The organism is Marinobacter sp. NFXS11 (assembly GCF_040148675.1).
In the GTDB taxonomy this organism is placed as follows: domain Bacteria; phylum Pseudomonadota; class Gammaproteobacteria; order Pseudomonadales; family Oleiphilaceae; genus Marinobacter.
The window spans coordinates 257,844-282,215 of the sequence record NZ_JAGDDV010000003.1; the positions used below are offsets into that span (position 1 = coordinate 257,844).

24 protein-coding genes are annotated in these 24,372 nt (G+C 57.9%); 16 read left to right on the top strand and 8 right to left on the bottom strand.

Going from position 1 to position 24,372, the window contains the following annotated elements; translation table 11 throughout:
* The first annotated feature begins 33 nt into the window (after positions 1–33).
* From phnC to J3362_RS16875, 8 genes are all read left to right on the top strand, one after another.
* The gene (phnC, locus tag J3362_RS16840; protein ID WP_349521306.1) at positions 34–873 is read left to right on the top strand and encodes a phosphonate ABC transporter ATP-binding protein; all 840 of its coding nucleotides are present in this window, start codon (positions 34–36) and stop codon (positions 871–873) included.
* Positions 870–1,733, top strand: a complete 864-nt coding sequence (phnD, locus tag J3362_RS16845) for a phosphate/phosphite/phosphonate ABC transporter substrate-binding protein (protein ID WP_064227272.1) — start codon at positions 870–872, stop codon at positions 1,731–1,733. The genes phnC and phnD overlap by 4 nt, the downstream gene beginning before the upstream one ends.
* A gap of 8 nt (positions 1,734–1,741) precedes the next feature.
* Complete coding sequence (phnE, locus tag J3362_RS16850; protein WP_349521308.1) at positions 1,742–2,572, top strand: phosphonate ABC transporter, permease protein PhnE; 831 nt, start codon at positions 1,742–1,744, stop codon at positions 2,570–2,572.
* A 9-nt stretch (positions 2,573–2,581) separates the two neighbouring features.
* The gene (locus tag J3362_RS16855) at positions 2,582–3,592 is read left to right on the top strand and encodes a phosphonate dehydrogenase (RefSeq protein WP_349521310.1); all 1,011 of its coding nucleotides are present in this window, start codon (positions 2,582–2,584) and stop codon (positions 3,590–3,592) included.
* Positions 3,586–4,446: a LysR family transcriptional regulator gene (locus J3362_RS16860; RefSeq protein WP_349521312.1), complete on the top strand. Its 861-nt coding sequence runs from the start codon at positions 3,586–3,588 to the stop codon at positions 4,444–4,446. The genes J3362_RS16855 and J3362_RS16860 overlap by 7 nt, the downstream gene beginning before the upstream one ends.
* A gap of 231 nt (positions 4,447–4,677) precedes the next feature.
* A complete protein-coding gene (locus J3362_RS16865; protein ID WP_349521313.1) occupies positions 4,678–5,286 on the top strand; it encodes a sigma-70 family RNA polymerase sigma factor in 609 nt (202 codons plus the stop codon).
* The gene (locus tag J3362_RS16870; protein ID WP_349521314.1) at positions 5,283–6,014 is read left to right on the top strand and encodes an anti-sigma factor; all 732 of its coding nucleotides are present in this window, start codon (positions 5,283–5,285) and stop codon (positions 6,012–6,014) included. The genes J3362_RS16865 and J3362_RS16870 overlap by 4 nt, the downstream gene beginning before the upstream one ends.
* A gap of 117 nt (positions 6,015–6,131) precedes the next feature.
* Complete coding sequence (locus tag J3362_RS16875) at positions 6,132–6,560, top strand: DUF7282 domain-containing protein (RefSeq protein ID WP_349521316.1); 429 nt, start codon at positions 6,132–6,134, stop codon at positions 6,558–6,560.
* Positions 6,561–6,612: 52 nt separating this feature from the next.
* On the opposite strand, the gene J3362_RS16880 is transcribed toward J3362_RS16875, so the two are convergent.
* The 4 genes from J3362_RS16880 to J3362_RS16895 all read right to left on the bottom strand — a co-directional run bounded on the left by J3362_RS16880 (position 6,613) and on the right by J3362_RS16895 (position 11,254).
* On the bottom strand, positions 6,613–7,851 hold the full coding sequence (locus J3362_RS16880) for a sensor domain-containing protein (RefSeq protein ID WP_349521318.1): 1,239 nt from the start codon (positions 7,849–7,851) through the stop codon (positions 6,613–6,615).
* Entirely contained in the window at positions 7,848–8,084 is a 237-nt protein-coding gene (locus J3362_RS16885; protein ID WP_349521320.1) for a hypothetical protein, read from the bottom strand. Before J3362_RS16885 ends, J3362_RS16880 begins: the two co-directional genes overlap by 4 nt.
* 89 nt (positions 8,085–8,173) lie before the next feature.
* Positions 8,174–9,625, bottom strand: a complete 1,452-nt coding sequence (locus J3362_RS16890) for a hypothetical protein (protein ID WP_349521321.1) — start codon at positions 9,623–9,625, stop codon at positions 8,174–8,176.
* Between the two features lie 345 nt (positions 9,626–9,970).
* Positions 9,971–11,254 carry an NAD(P)/FAD-dependent oxidoreductase gene (locus J3362_RS16895; protein ID WP_349521322.1) on the bottom strand — a complete coding sequence of 428 codons (1,284 nt, stop codon included), beginning with the start codon at positions 11,252–11,254 and terminating at the stop codon, positions 9,971–9,973.
* 181 nt (positions 11,255–11,435) lie between these two features.
* On the opposite strand from J3362_RS16895, the gene J3362_RS16900 reads away from it, so the two are divergent.
* A complete protein-coding gene (locus J3362_RS16900; protein WP_349521324.1) occupies positions 11,436–12,953 on the top strand; it encodes an aldehyde dehydrogenase in 1,518 nt (505 codons plus the stop codon).
* A gap of 96 nt (positions 12,954–13,049) precedes the next feature.
* On the opposite strand, the gene J3362_RS16905 is transcribed toward J3362_RS16900, so the two are convergent.
* From J3362_RS16905 to J3362_RS16915, 3 genes are all read right to left on the bottom strand, one after another.
* Positions 13,050–14,474 carry a DHA2 family efflux MFS transporter permease subunit gene (locus J3362_RS16905; RefSeq protein WP_502882449.1) on the bottom strand — a complete coding sequence of 475 codons (1,425 nt, stop codon included), beginning with the start codon at positions 14,472–14,474 and terminating at the stop codon, positions 13,050–13,052.
* 56 nt (positions 14,475–14,530) lie between these two features.
* Positions 14,531–15,673, bottom strand: a complete 1,143-nt coding sequence (locus J3362_RS16910; RefSeq protein ID WP_349521326.1) for an HlyD family secretion protein — start codon at positions 15,671–15,673, stop codon at positions 14,531–14,533.
* Between the two features lie 220 nt (positions 15,674–15,893).
* Positions 15,894–17,270 carry a glutamine synthetase family protein gene (locus J3362_RS16915; protein WP_502882445.1) on the bottom strand — a complete coding sequence of 459 codons (1,377 nt, stop codon included), beginning with the start codon at positions 17,268–17,270 and terminating at the stop codon, positions 15,894–15,896.
* A gap of 242 nt (positions 17,271–17,512) precedes the next feature.
* On the opposite strand from J3362_RS16915, the gene J3362_RS16920 reads away from it, so the two are divergent.
* The 5 genes from J3362_RS16920 (at position 17,513) to J3362_RS16940 (ending at position 22,108) form a co-directional block, all read left to right on the top strand.
* On the top strand, positions 17,513–17,839 hold the full coding sequence (locus J3362_RS16920) for a hypothetical protein (protein ID WP_349521329.1): 327 nt from the start codon (positions 17,513–17,515) through the stop codon (positions 17,837–17,839).
* A 286-nt stretch (positions 17,840–18,125) separates the two neighbouring features.
* Positions 18,126–19,232: a polyamine ABC transporter substrate-binding protein gene (locus J3362_RS16925; RefSeq protein ID WP_349521331.1), complete on the top strand. Its 1,107-nt coding sequence runs from the start codon at positions 18,126–18,128 to the stop codon at positions 19,230–19,232.
* Between the two features lie 3 nt (positions 19,233–19,235).
* A complete protein-coding gene (gene potA / locus J3362_RS16930; RefSeq protein ID WP_349521332.1) occupies positions 19,236–20,354 on the top strand; it encodes a polyamine ABC transporter ATP-binding protein in 1,119 nt (372 codons plus the stop codon).
* Between the two features lie 4 nt (positions 20,355–20,358).
* The gene (locus J3362_RS16935) at positions 20,359–21,288 is read left to right on the top strand and encodes an ABC transporter permease subunit (protein WP_349521333.1); all 930 of its coding nucleotides are present in this window, start codon (positions 20,359–20,361) and stop codon (positions 21,286–21,288) included.
* Complete coding sequence (locus tag J3362_RS16940; protein WP_062785375.1) at positions 21,281–22,108, top strand: ABC transporter permease subunit; 828 nt, start codon at positions 21,281–21,283, stop codon at positions 22,106–22,108. The genes J3362_RS16935 and J3362_RS16940 overlap by 8 nt, the downstream gene beginning before the upstream one ends.
* 24 nt (positions 22,109–22,132) lie before the next feature.
* Here the strand turns inward: J3362_RS16940 and J3362_RS16945 are convergent, their stop codons facing one another.
* Positions 22,133–23,023: a LysR family transcriptional regulator gene (locus tag J3362_RS16945; RefSeq protein ID WP_349521334.1), complete on the bottom strand. Its 891-nt coding sequence runs from the start codon at positions 23,021–23,023 to the stop codon at positions 22,133–22,135.
* 105 nt (positions 23,024–23,128) lie between these two features.
* Here J3362_RS16945 and J3362_RS16950 point away from each other — a divergent pair, with 105 nt between their 5' ends.
* Together J3362_RS16950 and J3362_RS16955 are read left to right on the top strand one after the other, a co-directional pair.
* Positions 23,129–23,569 (top strand): DoxX family protein, encoded by a 441-nt coding sequence (locus J3362_RS16950; RefSeq protein WP_349521335.1) that lies wholly within the window; start codon positions 23,129–23,131, stop codon positions 23,567–23,569.
* A gap of 26 nt (positions 23,570–23,595) precedes the next feature.
* Positions 23,596–24,369 (top strand): DODA-type extradiol aromatic ring-opening family dioxygenase, encoded by a 774-nt coding sequence (locus J3362_RS16955; RefSeq protein WP_349521337.1) that lies wholly within the window; start codon positions 23,596–23,598, stop codon positions 24,367–24,369.
* Positions 24,370–24,372 lie beyond the last annotated feature (3 nt).

Sequence of the window (24,372 nt, forward strand, 5' to 3'; positions counted from 1 at the left end):
CAAGCGAGCTTATTCATTGCAAAAGGTGATCCAATGACGCCTGCTTCATACCCCGACATGATGCTTCGCATTGAGGACATGGGGGTGACTTACCCCGGCAATGTCCTTGCTCTACGGCCCACCACCGTTGATTTCAACAAGGGCGAATTTACGGTCCTGCTCGGCCTTTCCGGTGCGGGCAAATCCACGCTGCTGAGGTCACTCAACCACCTGGTGCAGCCAACGGCTGGCAAGGTCGTGTCGGCCGAATTTGGTGGCCTTGATAACCGCAAAACGGTGCGGCTGCATCGAAGCCGCACCGCCATGGTGTTCCAGCACCATCAGTTGATTGAGCGCCACACTGCACTCCAGAACGTACTGACGGGCAGGCTTGCCTATCACAGCACCTGGCGCAGCCTATTACCACTGCCCAGGCACGATCTTGAACTTGCCCTTCACTGCCTTGAACGCGTTGGACTTGCCGACAAAGCTCTGGCCAGGATTGACCAGCTGTCTGGTGGCCAGCAACAACGAGTTGGCATCGCCCGTGCGCTTGCACAACAGCCCTCAATGATTCTCGCGGATGAACCCGTTGCCAGTCTGGATCCGGCCACGTCGGAAAAGGTACTGGGGTTACTGCGGGATATCTGCCAGGAAGACGGTATTACCGCTGTTATTTCACTGCATCAGCTGGAATACGCCCAACGCTTTGCAGACCGAATCATTGGCCTGGCGAATGCCCGGATTGTGTTCGATGCACCACCCGCCCAATTGAAGCAACACCACCTGCATGAGATCTACCACGGGAACTACGAAACCAAACCCCGCACCGTCCCGGTTCCCGGCAATACAACCGTTAACCCCCAACCGACGAAACTGGAGATAGCCCGATGAAAGCGTTACTGAACCTCTTGATTGCACTCTGCTTGGTGACAGGATTGAATCCGCAGGCACTCGCAGCGGATCCAGACCCTGATCTTCTGAAAGTCGCTCTCCTGCCCGATGAGAACGCCTCTGAACTGATCAAACGCAATCAACCGCTGAAAGACTATCTGGAAAGCACGCTTGGCAAGGAAGTTGAGCTGATCGTTACTACCGATTATTCATCGATGATCGAGGCCATGCGCTTTGGACGTATCGACCTGGCTTACTTCGGCCCTCTGTCCTACGTGATGGCCAAGAGCAAGAGCGACATCGAACCCTTTGCAGCCATGATTGTGGACGGCAAGCCAACGTACCGCTCCATCATCATTGCCAACGCAGACTCAGGGGTTGAATCCTATGCCGACATCAAGGGCAAAAAAATGGCCTATGGTGATCGGGCCTCTACATCGAGCCACCTGATTCCCAAAACTGTCCTGATGGAATCTGCAGGCCTGGAAGCCGGCCGTGACTATGAGGCACATTTCGTAGGATCCCACGACTCTGTTGCAGTGAATGTGGCAAATGGCAACGCAGAAGCCGGCGGCCTCTCCGAGGTAATTTTCCAGCATGTGATGGATCGTGGCCTGATCGACCGCAACAATGTGAAGGTTCTAGGATATAGCGGCGAGTTCCCCCAGTATCCCTGGGCCATGCGCTCAAATCTCGCCCCTGAGCTGAAAGAAAAGGTTCGAAATGCCTTCATCAGCATCGACGACAAGGAAATCCTGAGCAACCTCAAGGCTGAAGGCTTTGCAGCTATCTCCGATTCGGATTACGACGTAATCCGGCGCATGGGTAGCCTCCTGAACCTCGACTTCGCCAAGATGTGAGGAATTCCATGAGTTATACCCCGACGGAACCGGCGACTCTGTCGTCGGCTCCGTCAGCTCCGGTGCTGAATGAGCATGCCCGGGGCTGGCGGAGAAAACTCCTGCAGGCAGGTCTGGTTCTTGCGGTGATTATCATTGCCAGCTGGTACGTGGGCCTGCTTAATTTCAAAACCTTGGCCAACGGCGTGCCAGCGATTGGCGTCCTGCTGGGTGAATCGCTGCCGCCCGACTTTACCAATGTGATGAACTGGGTGTTGCCACTGGTCGATACTCTCGCCATGAGCATTGCCGGCACTGCAATTGCGGTTGCCGCTTCGGTACCGCTGGCTTTCCTTGCGGCCCGGAATACGTCGCCACACCCGGTTGTTTTCCATATAACACGCACCATTCTCAATGGCCTGCGGTCAGTTCCCGAACTGATCATGGGGATTATCTTTGTCGCTGCAGTCGGCTTTGGTGCGCTACCGGGCGTTCTTGCCCTCGGCCTTCACTCTATCGGGATGGTCGGCAAATTCTTTGCGGAAGCCATTGAACATGTGGACGAAGCCCCGGTGGAAGCCGCTGATGCTGCCGGAGCGACCCGTCTACAGGTTCTCTGGCACGCAGTTCTGCCCCAGGTTCTGCCGCAGTTCGCCGATGTATCCATCTACCGCTGGGAGTATAACTTCCGCGCCTCGACCGTCATGGGCATGGTGGGAGCAGGAGGCATCGGTTTCGAGCTCATGGGCTCACTGCGAATCATGCAGTACCAGGAAGTCAGTGCCATCCTGATTGTTATCCTCCTGATGGTCACGATTGTCGACAGCCTGAGCGGCTTCCTCCGTAAGAAATTCAAGTAAGGAAAACGAATGAAACCAAGAGTTGTGATAACTCACCGGGTACACGATGAAGTCCTGTCTGCCCTCAAACCACATTGTGAGCTGGTAACCAATCAGTCAAACCGGACGCTCCCGCCAGATTCGGTGAAGTCTAGGGTAGCCACAGCCGATGCCGTGATGGCCTTCATGCCGGACAGGATCGGCGATGACTTTCTGGCTGATTGCCCGAACCTGAAGATCGTGGGCGCAGCATTGAAAGGGTACGACAACTTTGATGTGGACGCCTGCACTCGCCGTGGGGTGTGGCTTTCATTCGTTCCGGATCTTTTAACCGTTCCCACCGCAGAACTGACCATCGGACTTGCCGTTGGCCTCACCCGGCAGGTAAAGGCAGCGGACGAATTTGTACGTTCCGGAGAGTTCAGAGGGTGGCAACCGAAGTTCTACGGGCTGGGAATCGAGGGCGCCACCATTGGCATTGTTGGAATGGGTGCCATTGGCAAGGCCATCGCAGCCCGTCTGCAAGGATGGGGTGCGGAACTGCTCTACTCACAACCCGAAGGCTTGCCTATTGATGAGGAGACGAAGTTGGGTCTGGCGCACACAGGGCTGGAAGAGCTTCTAGCCCAATCCGATATCGTAATACTGGCGTTGGCACTGAACGACCATACCTTTCACACCATAAACCCTTTACGCCTGGCACTGATGAAGCGGGGTGCCTATCTGATCAACCCATGCAGGGGTTCCGTGGTGGATGAGAAAGCCGTATTGGCGGCACTGGCTTCCAGACAGTTGGGTGGCTACGCCGCCGATGTGTTCGAAATGGAGGACTGGGCGCGATCGGATCGTCCGCACGAGATCAATGCGGAGTTACTTGCCCATCCGAACACATTATTTACCGCTCATATTGGCTCGGCCGTACAAAGTGTAAGGCTCGCCATAGAGCAACGGGCGGCCGAGAACATTCTGCAGGCATTGAGGGGTGAACGGCCGCGGGATGCGATCAATTCTCCATCGCTACGTAAGGACTCTCCATGCTGAATCTGGTCTGGCTCAAGAGCTTTATCGCGGTGGTCCAGCATCAGAGTTTTCAGGCCGCCGCGGAGAATCTTGGAATCGCCCAACCCACTCTCTCCCAGCATATCCAGAAACTTGAACAAGACCTGGAAGTTTTGTTGATTCGAAGGGGAAGATCAGGCTGCGAGCCCACCAGGGCAGCTTTGGCACTGGTACCATTCGCAAACAGTATATTGCGCCTCGACAAACATGCCCGTGAAGCGGTTCAGGGGGCGGGTGTTCGGATAGGGGCGAGCTCAAACATCGGCATATACATGCTCCAGCCCTATCTTCGGGCCTTCAGGGACGATACAGCCTCGCCAGACTTAGACCTCGTTATTGACAAAAACCCCTCAATCGCTCGGCAACTGATGATCGGTGAACTCGACATAGCCATAATGGAGTGGTGGAAGCCCAAACCCGGATTTCTGGCGCAGGATTGGCGGCAAGAACAGATGGTACTCATTGTTCCACCCGATCACCCATGCGCAGATCTTCAAAGCATAGATCGGGACATCCTCGCAGGAATGACGCTGCTTGGCGGAGAGCCTGGCACAGGTACAGGCCGGCTGCTGGCAAACTTTTTTGGTGAAAAGGGACCGTTTCCGAAGGTGTCCATGCAGCTAGGGAGCACAGAGGCTGTCAAACAGGCGGTAAAGGCTGGTCTCGGTATTTCGCTGGTGCTGGAGGCGACCGTGAGGGAGGAAGTCGGCGCGGGCTCGCTACGAGCCATCCCCGTTAGTAACCCCGGACTGGCAAAGGAACTCATGGTGGTCTACCCGAATGCCTTGGCCAATCACCCGCCACTCTCTGCATTCCTCAGCCATCTATGCCACTGAGCAAACAAATAGCTCACACCACCAAACAAAGGTAATCTCGATGCGTATCGAAAAGGATTCTTACCTGTTCGGATTGATGCACCCGGTGCAATAGCCGGAAGAAAAACATGATCAGACATGGTATCAACAGCCCAACCTGTCACACCGGGTGTTAGCCAGACTGCAATTTCATGTTGAGCAACCGCGAACCAACACGTAACCTGCAGATCAGACACCAGTGCCCGAGGCCCCATGAAGCCTGACTCCCATCAGCTCCCAGACAATGCCAGCGCAGGAACCGGCCCGCAGTCGCCATCCGACGGCACTGAGCGTGTTGCCCGGCTGATTCACCGCGTCGCTCAAAAAGACCGCCAGGCTTTCGCTCTCCTCTACGACGCAACTGCCCCGAAACTTCTGGGCACCGTGTTGCGTATCCTCAGAGACAGAGAATGGGCAAACGATGTTATCCAGGACAGTTACCTCAAGATCTGGCAGAAAGCCGGGCAATTTCAGGATGGTAAATCCTCGCCGATCACCTGGCTGGTGTCGATTGCCCGTAACAGTGCTATTGATGAGCTGCGCAAACACCCCACCGGACGCACCACGAACAGCGACGAGCTGGATGAGATGCCAGGCCGGCAGACATCAGTTCAGGAACAGCTGGAAGACCAGCGGGCGGCAAATCAACTGAATCACTGCATAGACCAACTGGAAAAAGACCGGCAGGACATGGTGCGCCTGGCCTACCTCAATGGATGGTCCCGGGAGGACCTGGCAAGCCAGTTTGAACAGCCGGTCAACACGGTAAAGACCTGGCTTCACCGCGCCCTGAAACAGCTTAAAAGGTGCCTCGAATCATGACTGAACGCGACGACCTGGACATGCTGGTTGCAGAGTTCGTTCTGGGCACATTGCCAGCCTCGGAGAGGGCGCATGTTGAAAGCCGGCGCAATGAGGACCCGGAGGTAGATGCGCTGATTCAGCAATGGGAAGAGCGCCTGGGTAAGCTGGCCGAGGAAACCGAGCCCGTTCAGCCCTCACCGGCGCTGTTCGCAAAAATCGAGAAGGCTCTGGACCGCGTGGAATCGACGCCTCGCGAAGCTGCCGAAACGTCTAACGTGGTTGCTCTGCGCAGCCAGCTGAACCGCTGGCGCTTGAGCACGGCGATTGCCTCGGCGGCCGCCCTGGTTCTCGTGGCCATTCTGGCGTTCCAGCCGCAGCCCGAGCCTCAAGCCCAGTCGTTTGTAGCGGTTTTCCAGAACAACGATGAACAGCCGGCCTTCCTGCTGACGGTGGACCTGAAGGAGCAACGGCTCAACATCCGGCCGGTGACCGCCGAGCCAAGGCCGGGAAAATCCTATCAGTTGTGGATCAAGGCCGACGAGCTGGGCCCAAACCCTCGCTCCGTGGGCGTTCTGGGCAACGATTTTGCGCTGGATGAAGGGGCATTGCGCAATTACGACCCTGCCCTGCTCAAGGAGGCCACGTTCGGTATCAGCGTCGAGCCCGAGGGCGGCTCGCCCACCGGACAGCCCACCGGACCGGCGATTCACGGTTACCTCTACCCCACCGACGGAAACACTCCATAGGCAGGCGCCAAAAAGATTTTCCGTGCCTGAAACTTTGCGCATCCGTTCCCGTAGCTGCAGTTAACCCGCCCAATAACAACCCGACGGGCGGGAAACACTGACACTCAGGAGAACGCAATGATCAAGCACGCAAACACCTCCGCACTTCTGGCCGCCCTGGTTTCTGGCGCTTTCGCAACCGGTTCGGCATTGGCCGCTGAACACAAGGCCGGTGTCTGGACCAACGATCAGTCTGTTGCCAACGGCGTTGTATCCGCCAGAAAAGTGGTTGCCGAACAGAATGGATGGCTGGTGGTTCACCGCACCGACGAATCCATGAAGCCGGGCCCTGTTGTCGCCCACGCGCCGTTGCGCAAAGGCATGAACATGGACGTCGCCGCCATCCTGACCGAGGAAGTGCAATCCGGCGACATGCTGATGCTGATGGTTCACAGCGAAGACGGCGGGATGAAAACCGGTATTTTCGAATACACCCTCGGCGCCAAGGAAGACGGCCCGATCAAGAAGGATGGCAAGCTGGTGATGTCGACCATTACCGCAAAATAATTGCTGGCATGATCGCTGGCTGCTGCGTACTCGACGCATGCAGCCAGCACGGCTACATCTGGCGCTTGCTCCCATACATGGCCGAATCGGCTTTGCTGACCAACTGACTCGCGGTCTCGCCATCTTCCGGGTACATGGCGGCACCCATGCTGCAGGAAACGCGAACGGTCGCTCCTCCGAGCGCAACGGGCAACGTCAGGATCTCCCGAATCTTGGCCATCGCATTTTCGACGGAATCGCGTCCATGGACATCGGTGAGCAGTACCGTGAACTCATCCCCACCCATTCTTGCGACAGTATCGGCCTCACGGGTGCAGTCCCTGAGCCTCTGAGCCATTTCGATAAGCAGTTGATCCCCCGCTTCGTGACCCATGGTGTCATTGATCTTCTTGAACTCATTCACGTCAAGATACAGCAACGCCAGTCGGCCTTCGTTACGGCTTGCGGATCTCAGGGCCGTTTCCAGACGGTCGTAGAACAGTGATCGATTGGTCAGGCCGGTAAGGCCGTCGTGATGGGCAAGGAAGCGAAGGTTTTCATCGGCGCGCTTGCGCTCAATAACGGTAGCTACCTGAGCCGCGATAAATTCCAATAACGACTGGTCGGCCGCGTTGAAAACTGTGGCTGTTGCGGCTCGCTCAATGATCAGCAGGCCGAGCACCGCCTTCTCGACAACCATGGGCAACGCCAATGAGTTTTCGCTGCCAGTGGCCGCTCTGGCCAGCAAAGTTTCCGAATCCATACACCGGCCCTCATTCCCCCAATCAGGAAATGTGAGCGTTTCGGTGTGAGGATCGTTGAAGCCGAGATGAAGGCAGGATTCCGGGAAAAGCTCCTCGACAACAGACCGGATGCCGGTGCAAAGCGCCTGTAGCGTCTGCGCCTCGTGGGCCGCCTCGGAAATACGGTAAAGCGCATCGCGGGTCTGATTGGCCCGCCGCAACGCGGTGACATCGCGGGCTACGGCAATCCTCAGGCGGTCTTCTTCCGCCCATCGGGCAGACCAGAGGATGTTAACTGCGTGGCCGTCTTTGTGGAGGTAGCGGTTTTCGAAGTCCACGTGGTGATGGCCACTCATTACCCGACGGGCTGCCGCCAGAGTGCGCTCCAGATCCTCCGGGTGTATGTATTTGACCAGTGACGTTCCGATCATTTCTTCGGGTGAGTAGCCAAGCAACTGGTGGCAGGCTTCACTGACAAAAACAATCTCGCCGGATTCGTTTACCACGAAAATAGTGTCGAGTATGAGGTTGACCAGTTTGGGGTAGAGAGGACTGAAATCGATCGTCAAAGGCCATCCCCCTTCACACCCAGCCTGTCGAGGTACAGGTGCAGCTCTGCCTCGCTCATATCGACATATTCGAGCACCCTGCCATACAGCATGGCAGTCGGAACATTACGACCTTTCAGCTCGCGCTGGGTTTCATGCAGTACGTAAAGAACGATTCGTTCGGTGCGGGTAAGGCCGTCTCTGGCATCGGGGAGAACCTCAAGAAGAGCGCGATCGTAGTCTGAACCGGCCATGATGTACCTGGAATAGAGCAATGGACCAGCACATAGTAGCAGGCTGGCAGCGAAGCCCCCAGAGGGCGTCGCTGCCTTTTAACGCCAAATCAGATCTGTTTGTAGACCACGTCAGACAACCGGCTGCGATTACCATCGGTGTCAAGGGTGCGGATAGCGAAGTACCAGGTGCCCTCAGCCAACTCGTCAACCATCAGCTCGTCGACAGAGGCGTCACCAATGGCCAGGCTCTGGTCGAGGTTTTCAGCGCTGGTGCCGTAGACCACTTCGAAGCCTGCGATTTCGCCCATGGCCAGGCTTTCGCCATTTTCGCGGGTCAGCGGCGCGGTCCAGCTCAGCAGTGCTGTGTTTGCAGGAGCGGTTTCCTCAGGCGTCGTTTCGGTGACAGGCTCGCTGGTGTCCGTGTCTGTTCCTGTGTCCGCTACGGTTTCGTCGGTGGTTGTATCGGTGGTTGTATCACCGCCTGAAGTCGAGTCACCTGACGTATCGGGCTCAGTCGTACCGGCAACCTGCTCGTCAGTTGAGCCAGTAGAGGTATCGGTCGAGGTATCAGTCGAGGTATCGGTGCTGGTGTCGGTTGAGGTGTCATTGGTGTCACCTGAGTCGGCAACATCGGTATCACTCTCTTCGTTAACATCGGCAATGGTTTTGAAGCGCTGTACATTGCGGTGTTCAACAACTGCCAATCTCTGGCTAATGACGCTTGAATCCACTGCATTCTGGAGCTCGGAAGATTGCAGCGCTGCGGCGCTGACCAGATCCGCCAACGCTACGTTGGTGCCGTCGCCCATAACGCTGATCTGGCCGGTAGCACTGACCTGTAAAGTAACATCAGCCAGTACATCAGAGATCGAATCCCACTGGGCGTTGTCATTCACCAGAGCCAGGAATGCCGCGTTGGCAATCGCCACCTGAATGGCGTCAGCGGTTACGCCGGTCATTTCATCCAGGTTGGTAAGGTCCGGCGGGGTCAGGCGCAGGGCGCCGGCCGGAAGGCCGAACCAGTTTTCCACCGTGGTGTAGGCACTGGAAATGGCAACCGGAGAAAGGCCGTCACCGCTGCGCTCGGCCAGAGTTACGGCCAGGTGGGTCAGCGGAGTGAGATTAACAGTTTCCATGCGCAGATCGCCGGCACCACGAAGGCTGAAACTGCTGTCCAGAGGCATGGTCTGGCCGAACGACACCGGCGCGCCATCAGCCTGATCACACTGGGGCACCACATCGCAGATCATTCGGGTTCCGCCATCGGCGGTAAGTTCAACCAATGCCCAGCCTTCGGCCTTGCCGCGAAGCTGCCACTCGTAACTGCCGTCGTCCGCCGTCAACACGGGCTTTGCTGCCTGGCGCTGGGGCGCGTAGTAGCCGTCTTTGTCCGCAATCAGGCGGTTGGCAACAACCAGGCCCTGCTGAATGACGCCCTTGACCGCTGCGCCGGCAATCTGAACCGTCGGCTCCGCAGTGACCGAAGACTGTGTGGCGGTGTCTTCGTCACTTGAAATGTCCAGACCGCAGCCCGAAAGCATAACAACCGCAGGTAACATCAGCAGTCCTTGCTTCGTTAGTTTTTTGCCGCAATATGACATTTTCTCGCACCAATTATTTGACGAATTTGAGCGAATCTTACAGCGGCAGTTTTCGGTTATATGCGGCGCAGTTCCGGATTATGCGGCGGAATTACGTCAGAAAATTGGCGTTTACGGAGGGATACACGTTGTGATGGAAGGTTACAGCACAGAGCCCGGACTTCCGAACATAAGGCATTGCTTTAAAAAAGCTTTTCACAATTCACTTAAATCCCGGCTCTGGGCCGGGAGCGATTAGCGGGCCGACTGATTACAAATTTAAACGTTGATGAAACGGGTACCGTTTCACAGTTTTCCGGGAACTCAAACGCCCAACCTGTCCCGCAGGGCATAGTACCAGGCACCCATAGCCGTCAACGGCACCCGGAATGCGCGGCCACCCGGGAACGGGTAATGGGGCAGGCTGGCGAACGCGTCAAAACGTTCGGCCTCGCCCTGAATCGCCAGCGCAAGGGCCTTGCCAGCGACATGAGTAAAGGTGACCCCATGGCCGGAGCAACCCTGGGAATAGAACACGTTCTCCTGCAGACGGCCGAGCTGGGGCAGGCGCGAGAGGGTGAGCAGGAAATTGCCGGTCCAGGCATAGTCAGTCTTCACGTTCGCCAGTTGCGGGAAGGTTTTCAACATATTGGGGCGAATCAGCCGGTCGATATTGGCCGGGTCCCGGGCGCCGTAGACCACACCGCCGCCGTAAATCAGGCGTTTATCACCAGACAGCCGGAAGTAGTCCAGAAGGTAGTTGCAATCTTCTACGCAGTTATCGTTCGGCAGCAACTCTCTGGCAACGGCCTCCTCCAACGGTTCGGTAGCAATAATCTGCGAGCCGCATGGCATGGATTTGGCCCCGAGCTCCGGCACCAGGCCACCGAGGTAGGCATTGCCCGCGAGAACCACATACTGTGCCCTGACTTCCCCCTGCTCGGTTTTAACAATTACGGTTTTACCGGGGACGATGCTCGTTACCGATGAATGCTCGTGAATCACGCCGCCGCGGGATTCCAGGGCGGCCGCTTCGCCCAGAGCCAGATTAAGCGGGTGGATGTGGCCGCCGGTGTGATCAATGGCGCCGCCGACATACCGTTCCGTACCAACCCTGGAGCGAATAGCGTTCCGATCCAGCAGTTCCACCTGGTCATGCCCGAATCGGCGCCACAGCGCCTGCTGGGATTCGAGGTGCGTAAGCTGCTTTGGGTTGAGGGCGGCAAAAATACCGCCCTCTTTCAGGTCGCAGCGAATGCCGTAACTCTTCACCCTCTGGCGAATGATCTGGCTGCCCTCGAAGGCCATCTCAGACAGCAGCTTCAGGTGGTCTTGAGAGGTCTGTCGTTCAATGCTGTCCAGGTCGCGGCTGAAGCTGTTGACGATCTGTCCGCCATTGCGCCCCGAAGCACCCCAACCAACGGTTGCGGCCTCCAGAACCACCACACGGAAACCGGCTTCCGCCAGAAACAATGCCGTCGAGAGGCCGGTATAACCGGCACCGACGACACAGACATCCGCCTCGCAAGGTCCTCGCAGCGCCGTGCGCAAAGGGGCCGGGTTGGCGGAAGCTGCGTAATACGAGGGAACCGGGGGATACTCGATCATTATGTGACGCCAGACAGGGTGATAGAGACGTTCAGGAACCGGCACCAACGTTGCGCGCCGCAGAAAGTCTATGCCAGCGCCGGGCGTTCGGAAAGACACGTTCTTATACCTATACCGCAGGCGGCGCCTGGGCGTGAAAGTGCTGCTATGATTGCTCAATTCTTCAGCCTGCGAGGCGTCCATGAATCAACCCGTCAGCACTTCCACCCCAACCAGCCAGACCGAATGGCAGGCCCTGGCCACAAACCTCACGCTGGAAGGCCGCGCCTATCTGAACGGCGCCTATCAATGGGCGGCCAGTGGTGAGACGTTTACCTCAGTCAGCCCCGTTGACGGGCGCGAGCTGGCCGCCATCGCCAGCTGTGATCAGAGCGATGCCGACCAGACCGTTATAGCTGCCCGCTCCGCCTTCGAGGCAGGCATCTGGAGCCAGCTGGCTCCCGCAAAACGCAAGGCGGTGCTGCTGCGATTCGCTGACCTTATCGAAGCCAACGGCGACGAGCTTGCTTTGCTGGAAACCCTGGACATGGGCAAGCCCATTAGCCACGCCAGAACCGTAGATGTGCCGGCCACCGCCCGGGCAATCCGCTGGACTGCCGAAGCCATCGATAAGGTGTACGGTGAACTTGCCCCCACGCCTCACAACCAGATCGGCATGATCTCCCGTGAGCCCATGGGGGTTGTGGCTGCCATCGTGCCCTGGAACTTTCCGATGATCATGGCGGCCTGGAAAATCGCGCCAGCTCTGGCCACCGGCAATTCAGTGATTCTCAAACCTTCCGAGAAATCGCCCCTAAGCGCCATTCGCCTGGCTGCCCTGGCCGAAGAAGCCGGCATTCCCGCCGGCGTTTTTAACGTGCTGCCTGGCTTTGGCCACACAGTGGGCAAGGCCCTCGCCCTGCACATGGACGTGGACTGCCTGGTGTTTACCGGCTCCACGAATGTGGCCAAGCAGCTGATGATCTACGCTGGCCAATCCAATATGAAACGGGTGTGGCTGGAGGCCGGTGGCAAGAGCCCCAACATTGTCTTTGCCGATGCGCCGGACCTGAAAAAAGCCGCGGCTGAGGCTGCCAGCGCAATCGCCTTCAATCAGGGCGAAGTGTGCACTGCAGGCAGTCGCCTTCTGGTAGAGAACAGCATTCGCGCAGAGTTTGTGGGGCTGATTCGGGAAGCCCTGACAACCTGGCGCCCCGGTCACCCTCTGGACCCGGCAACAACCTGTGGCGCCATTGTTGACCAGGGACAGCTGGATCGCATTATCGACTACATTGGCATCGGTCAGTCCGAGGGCGCGAGTCTGGTGGAAGGTGGACAGCGCATCATGGAAGACACCGGCGGCCTGTTCGTTCAGCCCACAGTGTTTGATGGGGTGAATAACCAGATGCGCATTGCTTCCGAGGAAATCTTCGGGCCGGTGCTGTCGGTGATCGGGTTCGATACGGCAGAAGAGGCCATCCACATTGCCAACGACTCCATCTACGGCCTGGCCGCAGCCGTATGGACATCCAACATCAATACAGCTCACAAAGTTGCAAAAGCCCTCAGGGCTGGCAGCGTGTGGATCAACCACTATGATGGTGGCGACATGACGGCGCCTTTTGGTGGCTTCAAGCAGTCTGGCAATGGCCGGGACAAATCCGTGCATGCCTTTGACAAGTACACCGAATTGAAAGCGACCTGGCTGGTTCTGGAATGACCAGGTAGAGTCTAAACCTCACCGTAAAAGATTTTGAGGACATGGCCGGTTCCCAGGCCAACAGCGAAGCACTCATACCTCCAAGCGCCAGGAGCATTATCGTGGCTGGCGGAACAGCATCAGCAGCGGTATCGCCAGCAGCGTCATCCAGGCCATGATCTGAAAATCGTTAAGATAGCCGATTGCGGCAGCCTGCCGGCTGAGTTCGACATTAAGAATGGCAAGGGTCTGGTCGGTACTCCCGTCCAGCATTGATTGTACCGGCTCCCTGAAGCGGTTGAGCTGTTCGCCCAGCACCGCATGGTTGGTCTGAGTACTCCGGGCCGCCAGGGCCACCATAACGGAAATACCGATGCTGCTCCCGATGTTCCGCATCAGACTGAACATGGCGGTCGCCTCATTACGGTAATGAGGGGCCAGCGTCGAGAAGGTGATGGTGCTGAGAGGCACGAAAACCAGGCCAAGGCCGGCGCCCTGGATCAATCCGGTCTGGACGAGCGCCCAGGGGCTGATATCGAGATTGAACTGCGCCATCTGAAACAGCGAAATAACTGTCAATATCAGGCCGCTGCCCACCAACAGGCGGACATCCACCCGGCCAACCAACCGCCCTACGACAACCATGGCAACCATGCTGCCCATGCCACGTGGCGCAAGTACTTCACCGGTCGTGATAACCGGGAAGCCCATCAGGTTTTGCAGGAAAGGCGGCAACAGGGCCAGCGTGGCCAAGAGCACCACGCCCACGATAAAGATAAACACCAGGCCGATAACAAGATTACGATCCCGGAACAGGCCGGGTTCCAGAAACGGCTCTTTTGCGGTCATCATGTGCACGATAAACATATATAGGCACACCACCACGACCAGCGATTCGATCATGATTTCCAGGGAAGAGAACCAGTCCAGGCTTTGCCCCCTGTCCAGCAAGAGCTGAAGCGCCCCGATTGCCAGAGAGAGCAGCGCAAAGCCGAACAGGTCAAAGCGCCGCTTGACCTTCTCGGTTTCTCTGACGAACATCAGAATCCCGCCCAGCGCGAGAATACCGAAGGGTAGATTTATCAGAAATACCCAGCGCCAGTTGTAATACTCGGTCAGGTAGCCCCCCAGAGTCGGCCCAAGGATAGGCCCCACCATGACCCCCACACCCCAGATCGCCATGGCAGAACCGTGCTTTTCTTTCGGGTAGGTATCCAGCAGAACCGCCTGGGACAAAGGCACCAGCCCGGCGCCAAAGACGCCTTGCAGCAATCGGAATGCCACAATCTGGTCCAGGGAGGAAGCGAGGCCGCAGAGCATAGATGTCAGGGTAAAACCGACAACGGCGGTAACAAACAGTTTCTTGCGCCCCATTCTGGCCGCCAGGAAACCGGTCATCGGCGTCATGATCGCCGCCGCCACAATATAGGATGTCAGAACCCACGCAACCTGTTCGGACGTCGCCGACATGCTGCCCTGGATGTTAGGCAAGGCAACATTGGCAATGGTGGTGTCGACAGCCTGCATAATTGTCGCAAGCATGATTGACACGGTAATCAGGCCGCGATTGGCAACTCCGGAGTCCGCAGCCCGCTCGCTCACTCCGCCGCCCCGGGTCGCTCGGAAGCCTTCGCAGGGCCCACCAGGCTTTGAGCCCACGTTGTGAGGGGCGCAAGAAAAGCCGGCCCGCGATTATGCCAGCCTGTGTCGATGGCCACGGAAACACTCATGCCGGACAACAGTCGCGGTCCGGCGGAGGGATCGTCCAGCTCGATACGCACAGGAATACGCTGCACCACTTTGACCCAGTTGCCAGTCGCGTTCTGGGCGGGCAGGATCGAGAATTCGGAACCGGCCGCGCCGGCAATGCTGCTGACCCGGCCTTTCCAGATGTTACCCGGGTAGGCATCCACCTCGAGCGCTACCGCCTGCCCCGGCTCGACATGGGTTAGCTGGGTTTCTTTCAGGTTGGCATCAACCCACACCCCGGTGGAAGAAACCAGGCTCATCGCGGGGCGACTGGGATTGACGTACTGGCCAGCCACCGGCGTTTTTGAGGCGATACCGTCAAAGCGAGCGAATACGTGAGTGTCTTGCAGATCCCGTCGGGCGATGTTCAGCGCAGACTGCGCCTTCCGGTACAGGGGGTGGTCGCCAATGGCAATGTCGGGGTCACCGCCCAGCCCCGCCCTGATACGTTGCAGCCCCTTTTGGACCTGTTCAACCTGCTGTCGAGCAAGTTCCGTTTCATGACGGTACCTGTCAAGAACAGAATCGGATACGGCGTGCTTGTCCGCCAGCTCTACCTGCCGTTTGTATTCTCTTTGCGCGAAGACCAGGTTGCTCTGGGCCACGCTGAGCTCCTGCTGCTTTTCCCGGTAGCTGGCCTTCATGGTCTCTATCCGGGTTTGCACATCTGCCAGCTCGGCTTCTGCTTTCTGCACGGCAATGCGGTATCGCTCGGGTTCGATGGCAAACAGTAAACCACCGGCTTTCACTACCTGGTTTTCTTGCACAGCCACCCGGGAGACTTTACCGGACACCTCGGGAACGACCGAGACCATGTCCGCATGCACATACGCATTCTCGGTTTTCACATACCGTCCTCCGAGGAGGTAGAACCCGCCAGCGATCAGCAGCACGACCAAAGGAACAAGCACCAGAAGGATAAACCGTTTGTTCGCACGCCCGGCCATCTTGCCGGAACATGTGCATAATTCTCGTCTGTTAATGTCTCGCATGATCTGCCGGTTCCTGAAAACGTAGTGCATGAACTCGTAGCCCAACGTTACTGAGCCAGACCATTATAAGCATGCTCATATTTAGAGTGAACCAAAACGAATGTAAATTCCGATCTAGCTCGACCGGCTTTTAACCAACACGGTGACGGCACTGAAGGGAACAAATCGGAAAACGCAAAACGGCGCCCTCAAGGCGCCGTTTTTCTGATCACTCAAACTATCAAACCGTGTGCAGGTACCAGAGATATTCGAGATCCGAGATGGTCATCTCGAACTCATTCAGTTCATGCTCCTTACAGGCCACGAACACATCCAGAAACTGGCTCCCCAGATAATCCGCCATCACTTTGGACTGGCCCAGCTCCCGCAAAGCATCCCGCAGGTTGTTCACCAGTGTTGCCTCGTGCTGCTCATGGGCATTACCCACGGTAACCGGTGGTGGCTCGATCCTGTTGGAGATGCCGTAATGAATGCCCGCCAACACGGCTGCCATCAGGAGGTACGGGTTGGCATCCGCACCGGCGACGCGGTGTTCAATACGCAGGGCTTCGGGATCACCACCCGGCAGCCGGAGTGATGCGGTACGGTTATCCACGCCCCAGGTCGCAGCGCTGGGTACATAGTACTCAGGACTGAACCGCCGGTAGGAATTGATGTTCGGACAGAACAGCGCCATGGCATCGTTCATGGTAGCCACCAGCCCGCCCACGGCCCAGCGCAGCATGTCGTTGGGCGCTTCCGCATCGCCTGCGAACACGTTGCGGCCCTCGCCGTCCACCAGGCTTACGTGCAGGTGCATGCCGCTGCCAGCCTGGCTGTGATAGGGCTTGGCCATGAACGTGGTGTCCATTTCATGGTCGTAGGCCATGTTCTTGATCAAACGCTTGAGCAGGGTTGCGTGGTCGCAGGCCTGCACCGCGTCATCGACGTAGTGCAGGTTGACCTCAAACTGCCCGGGCGCCGATTCGGCCACCAGTGCATCCGCCGGCAATTCCTGCTCATGGGCTGCATCCAGCACGTCCGCCAGAAATTCCGCGTATTCGTCCAGATCATCAATGGAATAGGCCTGGGTGCCCGCAGGACGCTTACCGGAAATGGGCGACTTGGGTGGTTGAGGTCGACCGGCGAGATTTTCCTGGTCGATAAGGTAAAACTCCAGCTCAAAGGCCGCCACGGCGGTCAGCCCCAGTTCCTCAAATCGCTTGACGATGTTCTGCAAGACCACCCGCGGATCTGCGAAAAACGGTGTCTCGCGGTCCAGCTCATACATGGTCAACAGAAGTTGCGCAGTGGGCCGCTTCTGCCAGGGCTCCATAGTGAGGGTATTTTCAATGGGCAGACAGACACGGTCTGCCTCGCCAATATCCAGGCCGAGGCCGGTTTCTTCCACCGTGGTGCCCTGAATGTTCAGGGCAAAGATGGAAGCGGGCATGGCCACACCGCGCTCAAAGACCTTCGCCAGCGCAGACGGGTCTACCCGCTTGCCGCGAACAATGCCATTCATATCCGGGATCAGCAGATCAACAAACTGCAGTTCGGGGTGTGCCTGAAGGAACGAGTCGGCACTCGTAGAACCAGAAGCCATAAGGGAAGCCATCCACAACGCAAACAGGCCTGGTGCCGAGGAGCCGGCGCAGGGGTTTCAACACTCCTTTATCCCGGTTTCCTGAGCATTTGGCAAGATACGCACATACCGTATTTTGCCCGGAATCCGGGCAATTAAGACAACAGCCGCCCAAAACCCGTCCCGGGGAAACCCTGCTTTTCCGATGTGATAGCATGCAGAGGTTGCATCCGAGCAGCGCCGCCACTTACCGCCACGCAAGGGAGCCACGTTCCATGAAAACTCTCGCAGGCCTGACCCTGATTCTAGCCACTTTCAGCACCGGCAGTTGGGCTGAGCCGGTCGACTTCAATAAACGCAACGCCCATATTTTCTGCTCTTCCCACCTGGCTGTTATCAGCGAGTCTGCGGACAAAGGCTCTGAGGAATACCAGGCATTACGTTATCTTTCCGGCATGCACCGTAAAGAAGCTCAGGCCATGGGTGCGACCCGGAAGCATTTCCTGGATGTTATTCGTTACCTGGAGCAGGTACGCGACAGCGACAAAGAGAAATGGCGGAGCCTGTCTGCACGGAGTCAGGAAGTCTGCATCCATGACTGATTTGAAACGGAATATCCGGAAAGCGCCTTTGTTCTGAAGCAAAGCGCGCACCGCATACGCATAACTCCGAATCGGTCAGCGAAAATTTCCGTAGCGCATTCCGCGATCTCGTGATAAATATCGCGCGAGAACGGTTGGTGCTGTGCCACCGTTTCCAGGACAAGCCTTAAAGGAGTCGAAAGGCGGCATCCCCTGCCACCTGCGGCCACCCTCAGCAGACCTGCACAACACCGCGTGCGTCCTGCACGTTTTGTATTTATCCCTTTTGAGTGAGGGACATCATCCAATGTTGAAGTTGTGTAAGCCACAGGCGCTGGCCGCCTCTGTTGCGTTGTCTCTGTGTGCCTCTTCCGCGTTTGCCGCCGAGGAAGTGCGTGTCTACAACTGGTCCGATTACATCGCCGAGGACACCCTGGCGAAGTTCACGGAAGAAACCGGCATCAAGGTGATCTACGACGTTTACGACAGTAACGAGATCCTCGAAGCCGCCCTGCTTTCCGGTCGTTCCGGCTACGATCTTGTTGTGCCGTCCAACCACTACGTAGCCAAGCAGATTTCTGCCAACGCCTTCGTAGCGCTGGACCACAGCAAGCTGCCGAACATGAGTAACCTCAACCCGGATCTGATGGACGATCTGGAAAAGGTTGACCCGGGTAGCCAGTTTGCTCTGCCTTATCTCTGGGGCACCAACGGCTATGGCTATAACGAAGGCCGTATCCAGGAAATCCTGGGTGATAGCGCCCCCACGGATTCCTGGGCCTTGGTATTTGATCCGGAAGTCACCGGCAAACTCGCAGCCGGTGGCTGCGGTATTGCCATGCTGGATTCCGGCGAAGAGATGGTTCGTGCCGCCATGGCCTACATTGGCCTGGATCCAAACAGCAACAACGCCGACGACATCAGGAAAGGCGGTGAGGTGATCAAGGCCATTCGCCCGAACGTCACCTACTTCCATTCGTCGCGTTACATTGGCGACCTGGCCAACGGTGACCTGTGTGTGGCTGCCGGTTACTCCGGCGACATCCTGCAGGCCGCCGCACGCGCCGAGGAAGCCGAGAACGGCAACGTGATCCGCTACACCATTCCCAAAGAAGGTGCAGTGCTGTGGTTCGACATGATGACCATCCCGGCCGGCGCACCGAACGTGGAGAACGCCCACAAGCTGATGAACTTCCTCATGCGCCCGGAGATTATCGCGGACGTGACCAACTATGTGTGGTACGCCAACCCGAACAAGCCGGCCAACGAATTCGTTGATCCGGAGATTCTGAGCGATACCAGCATCTACCCCACCGATGAGGTGATGAAGAAGCTGTACATCATGGAAGGCCGGCCTCAGGACGCCCAGCGTCTGATGACCCGCACCTGGACCAACGTGAAGTCTGGTCGTTAAGCGGTGGAAAACGGCAACAACACCTCCGCGCAAGCGGAGGTGTTACTCAGCATTCGGGGCATCTCCAAAAGCTTTGATGGCACGCTGGCCGTGGACAATGTGAGCCTGGACATCCACAAGGGCGAGATCTTTGCCCTTCTGGGTGGTTCCGGTTCCGGCAAGTCCACCCTGCTGCGCATGCTCGCAGGTTTTGAAACGCCCAACGCCGGCACCATCATGCTCGACGGTCAGGACGTTACAGCTCTGCCCCCGTTTCTGCGCCCTACCAACATGATGTTCCAGTCCTATGCCCTGTTCCCCCATATGACGGTGGAGCAGAACATTGCCATGGGCCTGAAACAGGACAAGCTGCCGAAAAGCGAAATTCGCGACCGGGTGGCCGCCATGCTGAAGCTGGTCAAGATGGAACCCTATGCCCGGCGCAAACCCCAGCAGCTTTCCGGTGGTCAGCAGCAACGCGTTGCCTTGGCCCGCTCACTGGCCAAACGGCCCAAGCTTCTGTTGCTGGACGAGCCCATGGGCGCCCTGGACAAAAAGCTGCGTACCGAAATGCAGCTGGAACTGGTGGAAATTCTGGAAAACGTGGGCGCAACCTGCCTGATGGTGACCCACGACCAGGAAGAGGCCATGACCATGGCCAGCCGCATCGCCATCATGGCGCAGGGCCGGATTGCCCAGATCGGCTCGCCCATCGACATCTATGAGAGCCCGAACAGCCGCATGACGGCAGAGTTCATTGGCTCGGTGAATATTTTCGAGGCCCACATCCGGGAGGATGAGGCCGACAGCATCACGCTGACCAGCAGCCTGCTGGATGCACCGGTGTTCATCGACCGCGGCGTTACTACACAGGCGGAATCCACCGAAGCCCTGATCGCCCTGCGTCCGGAGAAGATCTACCTCACCGCCGACAAGCCGGACGGCGAGCACAACTGGAGCTGCGGAACGGTAGACAATATTGCCTATCTGGGCGACATCACGTCCTACTACGTGAAGCTGGCCAGCGGCAAACGCGTTCAGGCGACCATGGCGAACGTGGAGCGCCGTGGCGAGCGGCCAACCTGGGGCGACAGGGTATTCGTATCCTGGGAAGCCTCCAGCCCCATCCTGCTCTGGAACTGAGCCAATGAGACGGAAACCTTTACCCGCCCCTCTGACCGAGCGGGTGCGTGCAGTGCTGTTTAATCGCCGGGTGGTGTTCGGTATCCCGTTCCTGTGGCTGCTGCTGTTCTTCCTCCTGCCTTTTGCTCTGGTGCTGAAAATCAGCCTGACCTCGGCGCTCATGGCCATCCCGCCTTACGAGCCCGTATTCCGGTGGGTGGACAACACCCTGTCGGTGGTGGTGAACATTGGCAATTACCTGTTCCTGCTTTCAGACAGCCTGTATTTCGCCGCCTATTGGGGGTCGGTGAAAACAGCATTCCTGGCAACGGTGGTGTGCCTGCTCATTGGCTACCCCATGGCCTACGCCATGGCCCGGGCTCCAAAACACTGGCAACTGGTGTTGCTGTTGATGGTAATGCTGCCCTCCTGGACCTCGTTCCTGATCCGGGTTTATGCGTGGATGGGCATCCTCGGCAATCAGGGGCTTCTGAACAGTTTTCTGATGTGGCTGGGTTTTATCGATCAGCCGCTCAAGATGCTGAACACCAACTTCGCGGTGGTGCTGGGCATTGTCTACGCCTATCTGCCATTCATGGTGCTGCCCATCTACACCAACCTGGTGAAGTTGGATGTGCGCCTGCTGGAGGCAGCGTCAGACCTGGGCTGCCGCAGCCTGACCACCTTCTGGGCCATTACCCTGCCCCTGTCGAAGGCCGGCATTCTGGCCGGTTCCATGCTGGTATTTATTCCCGCGGTGGGCGAGTTCGTGATCCCGGAACTGCTGGGCGGGCCGGATACGCTGATGATCGGCAAGGTGTTGTGGGAGGAGTTCTTCAACAACCGCGACTGGCCGGTGGCGTCTGCCCTCGCGATCGTGATGCTGTTGTTACTGCTGGTGCCGATCGTGCTGTTCCATCGGTTCCAGGCCCGGGAGATGGAAAAGCATGGTTAAATCGCGTTCGTTCAGTTTCTCGAAAGTGATGCTGGTTCTCGGCCTGCTGTTCCTGTATCTGCCGATGTTTGTGTTGATCGTGTATTCGTTCAACGCGTCCCGGCTGGTGTCGGTTTGGGCCGGATTTTCCACCCACTGGTACGGCGAGCTGTTCCGCGATGAACAGATTCTTTCTGCTGTGTGGATGAGCCTGCGGATTGCCTTCTACTCCGCCAGCATGGCGGTGTGCCTGGGTACGCTGTGTGCGTTCGTGATAACCCGCTTCAAGAAGATGCGAGGGCGCACACTGCTATCCAGCATGATTACCGCACCGCTGGTTATGCCGGAGGTGATCACCGGTTTGTCACTGTTGCTGCTGTTTGTCCAGATGGCCCAGACCATCGGCTGGCCAGTGGATCGTGGCATGGCTACCATCTGGATTGCCCACACCACCTTCTGCAGTGCCTATGTGGCGGTAGTGGTATCAGCCCGGTTGCAGGAGGTGGATCGCTCCATCGAGGAGGCGGCCATGGACCTGGGCTGCACGCCCCTGAAAACCTTCTTCGTAATAACGCTACCGGTGATTGCTCCGGCGCTGGTATCTGGCTGGCTGCTGGCATTCACCCTGTCGCTGGATGACCTGGTGATTGCCAGCTTCGTTTCCGGCCCGGGTGCAACCACGCTGCCGATGGTGGTGTTTTCCTCCGTACGGATGGGGGTTTCGCCGAAGATCAACGCGCTGGCCACGCTGATCATCGTGGCGGTATCGCTGATCGCGTTTATTGCCTGGTACCTGATGCGCCGGGCGGAACGTAAGCGGCTTCAGACACCGGACGCCTAGCGTCCGGGTGGCTGGCCCTTGCCTTCACAGGGAATCGGGAAAGGCAGAGACCAGGTAGTCAACCAGAGCACGGACTTTGGGTGTGACGAACTTACGGGTGGGATAGACGGCGTATACGCCAAGCTCAGTGGAACGGTAAGCCGGCATCAGCTCCGCCAGCCGCCCGGCGTCGAGATCTTTATGCACCAGAAAGCCGGGCTGGAGAACAATGCCCTGGCCGGCCAGGGCAGCACCGCAGCAGGTTTCACCGTTGTTGGCGTACATCCACGGCCGCACCCGCACGCTGGTGGCGCCTTCCGGGCCTTCAAAGGGCCAATCATTGCCGGTAGTGAAGTTGCTGTAACCGATGATCCGGTGGCTGGCGAGATCTTCCGGTTTGGCTGGGGAGCCATGGGTGGCGATGTAATCCGGAGACGCGCAGGCAATGAGCCGGGTAGAGGTGATCCGTCGGCTGACCAGCGTGGAGCTTTGCAGTGTGGCAATGCGGATGGCCATATCAAAGCCTTCCTCAACAATGTCTACCAGCCGGTCTGATAGATCGATCGACAGCTCCACGTCCGGATAGCGGGCGTGGAATTCTCCCCACAAAGGCGCCAGGTGGCTGATCCCGAAGCTGACCGGCGCGTTCACCCTGAGCGTGCCCCGTGCGACATCATTGCGGGAGGTAATTTCCGCCTCTGCCTCCTCAACGCCAGCCAGTAACTCCCGGCACCGGACATAGAACACTTCGCCCTCCCCCGTCAGCGACAGGCGGCGGGTGGTCCGCTGCAGCAGCCGAACGCCAAGACGACTTTCCAGTTCGCTGACATAACGCGAGACAGCGGCCTTGGACATCCCCAGATTCTCCGACGCAGCCACGAAGCTTCCAGCCTCAACCACGTTGCAGAACGTCCGCATCTCCAGCAATCGATCCATTGTCTCAAATTCCGAAACAGTTAATTTATAAAAGCTACGTTTATCCCGTTTATTGATATTTGTAAAGTATTCGCATGTTCGAAACACACCCCAAGGAGATTCATCATGAACAACGCATTCCTGAACAAACTGATCAGCACTGACGCAAGCTGGGGCGCTTTGGCCCTCCGGATCCCTGTCGGTATCATTTTCGCCGCCCATGGTGCCCAGAAACTGTTCGGCTGGTTTGGTGGCTACGGGCTGGAGGGTACCGGTCAGTGGATGGATTCCATCGGGCTCAGCCCCGGCTACCTGATGGCGCTGTTGGCTGGTGGTGCGGAATTCTTTGGTGGTCTGGCTCTGGTCATCGGCCTGCTGGTTCGCCCTGCCAGCGCGGTACTGGCATTCGCCATGCTGATCGCTATTTTCAGCGTTCATATCGGCAACGGCCTGTTCATGAGCAACAATGGGTACGAGTTTGGCCTGGCCTTGCTGGCCGTGTCCGTATCCCTGGTATTCAGCGGCGCAGGCCGCGCGTCCATTGATCGCGCGATTGCAGCCAGATAACACTACCGCAACCCGGAGGAGCAATCATGAGTCTGTTTGTTTCCCACGGCGCTCCCACCTTCGCACTGGAGCCGGGCCTGGCTGGCCCGGCCCTGACGGAGCTGGGCAAACGCCTTACCAGGCCCGAAGCTGTGCTGGTGGTTTCACCCCACTGGATGACGCCGGAAATCCGGGTAGGCGTTTCCGGAACACCAGAGACTATTCACGATTTTCGCGGTTTTCCGGCTGAACTCTATAACCTCAATTATCCGGCAGCCGGCCACCCGGAACTGGCGCGAACCACTCTGGCATTGCTGGAGGCAGGGGGCTGGAGCGCCCGGGCTGACGAGACCCGGGGTCTGGATCACGGGGCCTGGGTGCCAATGACGCACCTTTTCCCCGATCACTCGGTTCCGGTATTCCAGGTTTCGATGCCAACGGATCTTGAGCCTGCGTCTGCCTGGCGGTTGGGCCAGACCCTGCAGCCGCTCGAGCATGAGGGTGTGCTCATCATTGGATCAGGCAGCCTTACCCACAATCTGTACGAAGTTCGCTGGGGTGACCCGAACGCATCCGGGTATGCGAGGGAATTCACGGATTGGGTCCGTGCCAAAGCGCAGGACGGCGACCATCAGCAACTGATAGCAGCGTTGGAGGAGGCCCCCCATGCCAGGCGGGCGCACCCAACCACCGAGCATTTTCTACCTTTGCTGGTGGCCGCCGGTGCGGCCGGGAGGCAGCAACCCGGCGTGCTGATTGATGGCGGGATCGAACACGGTGTTCTGGCCATGGATGCCTTTGTTTTCCGGCATCCGGCCTGAACT

Coding starts and splice junctions, on each gene's coding strand:
- phnC (WP_349521306.1), top strand. CDS start 34: ATGACGCCTGCTTCATACCCCGACATGATGCTTCGCATTGAGGACATG.
- phnD (WP_064227272.1), top strand. CDS start 870: ATGAAAGCGTTACTGAACCTCTTGATTGCACTCTGCTTGGTGACAGGA.
- phnE (WP_349521308.1), top strand. CDS start 1,742: ATGAGTTATACCCCGACGGAACCGGCGACTCTGTCGTCGGCTCCGTCA.
- J3362_RS16855 (WP_349521310.1), top strand. CDS start 2,582: ATGAAACCAAGAGTTGTGATAACTCACCGGGTACACGATGAAGTCCTG.
- J3362_RS16860 (WP_349521312.1), top strand. CDS start 3,586: ATGCTGAATCTGGTCTGGCTCAAGAGCTTTATCGCGGTGGTCCAGCAT.
- J3362_RS16865 (WP_349521313.1), top strand. CDS start 4,678: ATGAAGCCTGACTCCCATCAGCTCCCAGACAATGCCAGCGCAGGAACC.
- J3362_RS16870 (WP_349521314.1), top strand. CDS start 5,283: ATGACTGAACGCGACGACCTGGACATGCTGGTTGCAGAGTTCGTTCTG.
- J3362_RS16875 (WP_349521316.1), top strand. CDS start 6,132: ATGATCAAGCACGCAAACACCTCCGCACTTCTGGCCGCCCTGGTTTCT.
- J3362_RS16885 (WP_349521320.1), bottom strand. CDS start 8,084: ATGGCCGGTTCAGACTACGATCGCGCTCTTCTTGAGGTTCTCCCCGAT.
- J3362_RS16890 (WP_349521321.1), bottom strand. CDS start 9,625: ATGTTACCTGCGGTTGTTATGCTTTCGGGCTGCGGTCTGGACATTTCA.
- J3362_RS16895 (WP_349521322.1), bottom strand. CDS start 11,254: ATGATCGAGTATCCCCCGGTTCCCTCGTATTACGCAGCTTCCGCCAAC.
- J3362_RS16900 (WP_349521324.1), top strand. CDS start 11,436: ATGAATCAACCCGTCAGCACTTCCACCCCAACCAGCCAGACCGAATGG.
- J3362_RS16905 (WP_502882449.1), bottom strand. CDS start 14,474: ATGCTTGCGACAATTATGCAGGCTGTCGACACCACCATTGCCAATGTT.
- J3362_RS16910 (WP_349521326.1), bottom strand. CDS start 15,673: ATGCGAGACATTAACAGACGAGAATTATGCACATGTTCCGGCAAGATG.
- J3362_RS16915 (WP_502882445.1), bottom strand. CDS start 17,270: ATGGCTTCCCTTATGGCTTCTGGTTCTACGAGTGCCGACTCGTTCCTT.
- J3362_RS16920 (WP_349521329.1), top strand. CDS start 17,513: ATGAAAACTCTCGCAGGCCTGACCCTGATTCTAGCCACTTTCAGCACC.
- J3362_RS16925 (WP_349521331.1), top strand. CDS start 18,126: ATGTTGAAGTTGTGTAAGCCACAGGCGCTGGCCGCCTCTGTTGCGTTG.
- J3362_RS16935 (WP_349521333.1), top strand. CDS start 20,359: ATGAGACGGAAACCTTTACCCGCCCCTCTGACCGAGCGGGTGCGTGCA.
- J3362_RS16940 (WP_062785375.1), top strand. CDS start 21,281: ATGGTTAAATCGCGTTCGTTCAGTTTCTCGAAAGTGATGCTGGTTCTC.
- J3362_RS16945 (WP_349521334.1), bottom strand. CDS start 23,023: ATGGATCGATTGCTGGAGATGCGGACGTTCTGCAACGTGGTTGAGGCT.
- J3362_RS16950 (WP_349521335.1), top strand. CDS start 23,129: ATGAACAACGCATTCCTGAACAAACTGATCAGCACTGACGCAAGCTGG.
- J3362_RS16955 (WP_349521337.1), top strand. CDS start 23,596: ATGAGTCTGTTTGTTTCCCACGGCGCTCCCACCTTCGCACTGGAGCCG.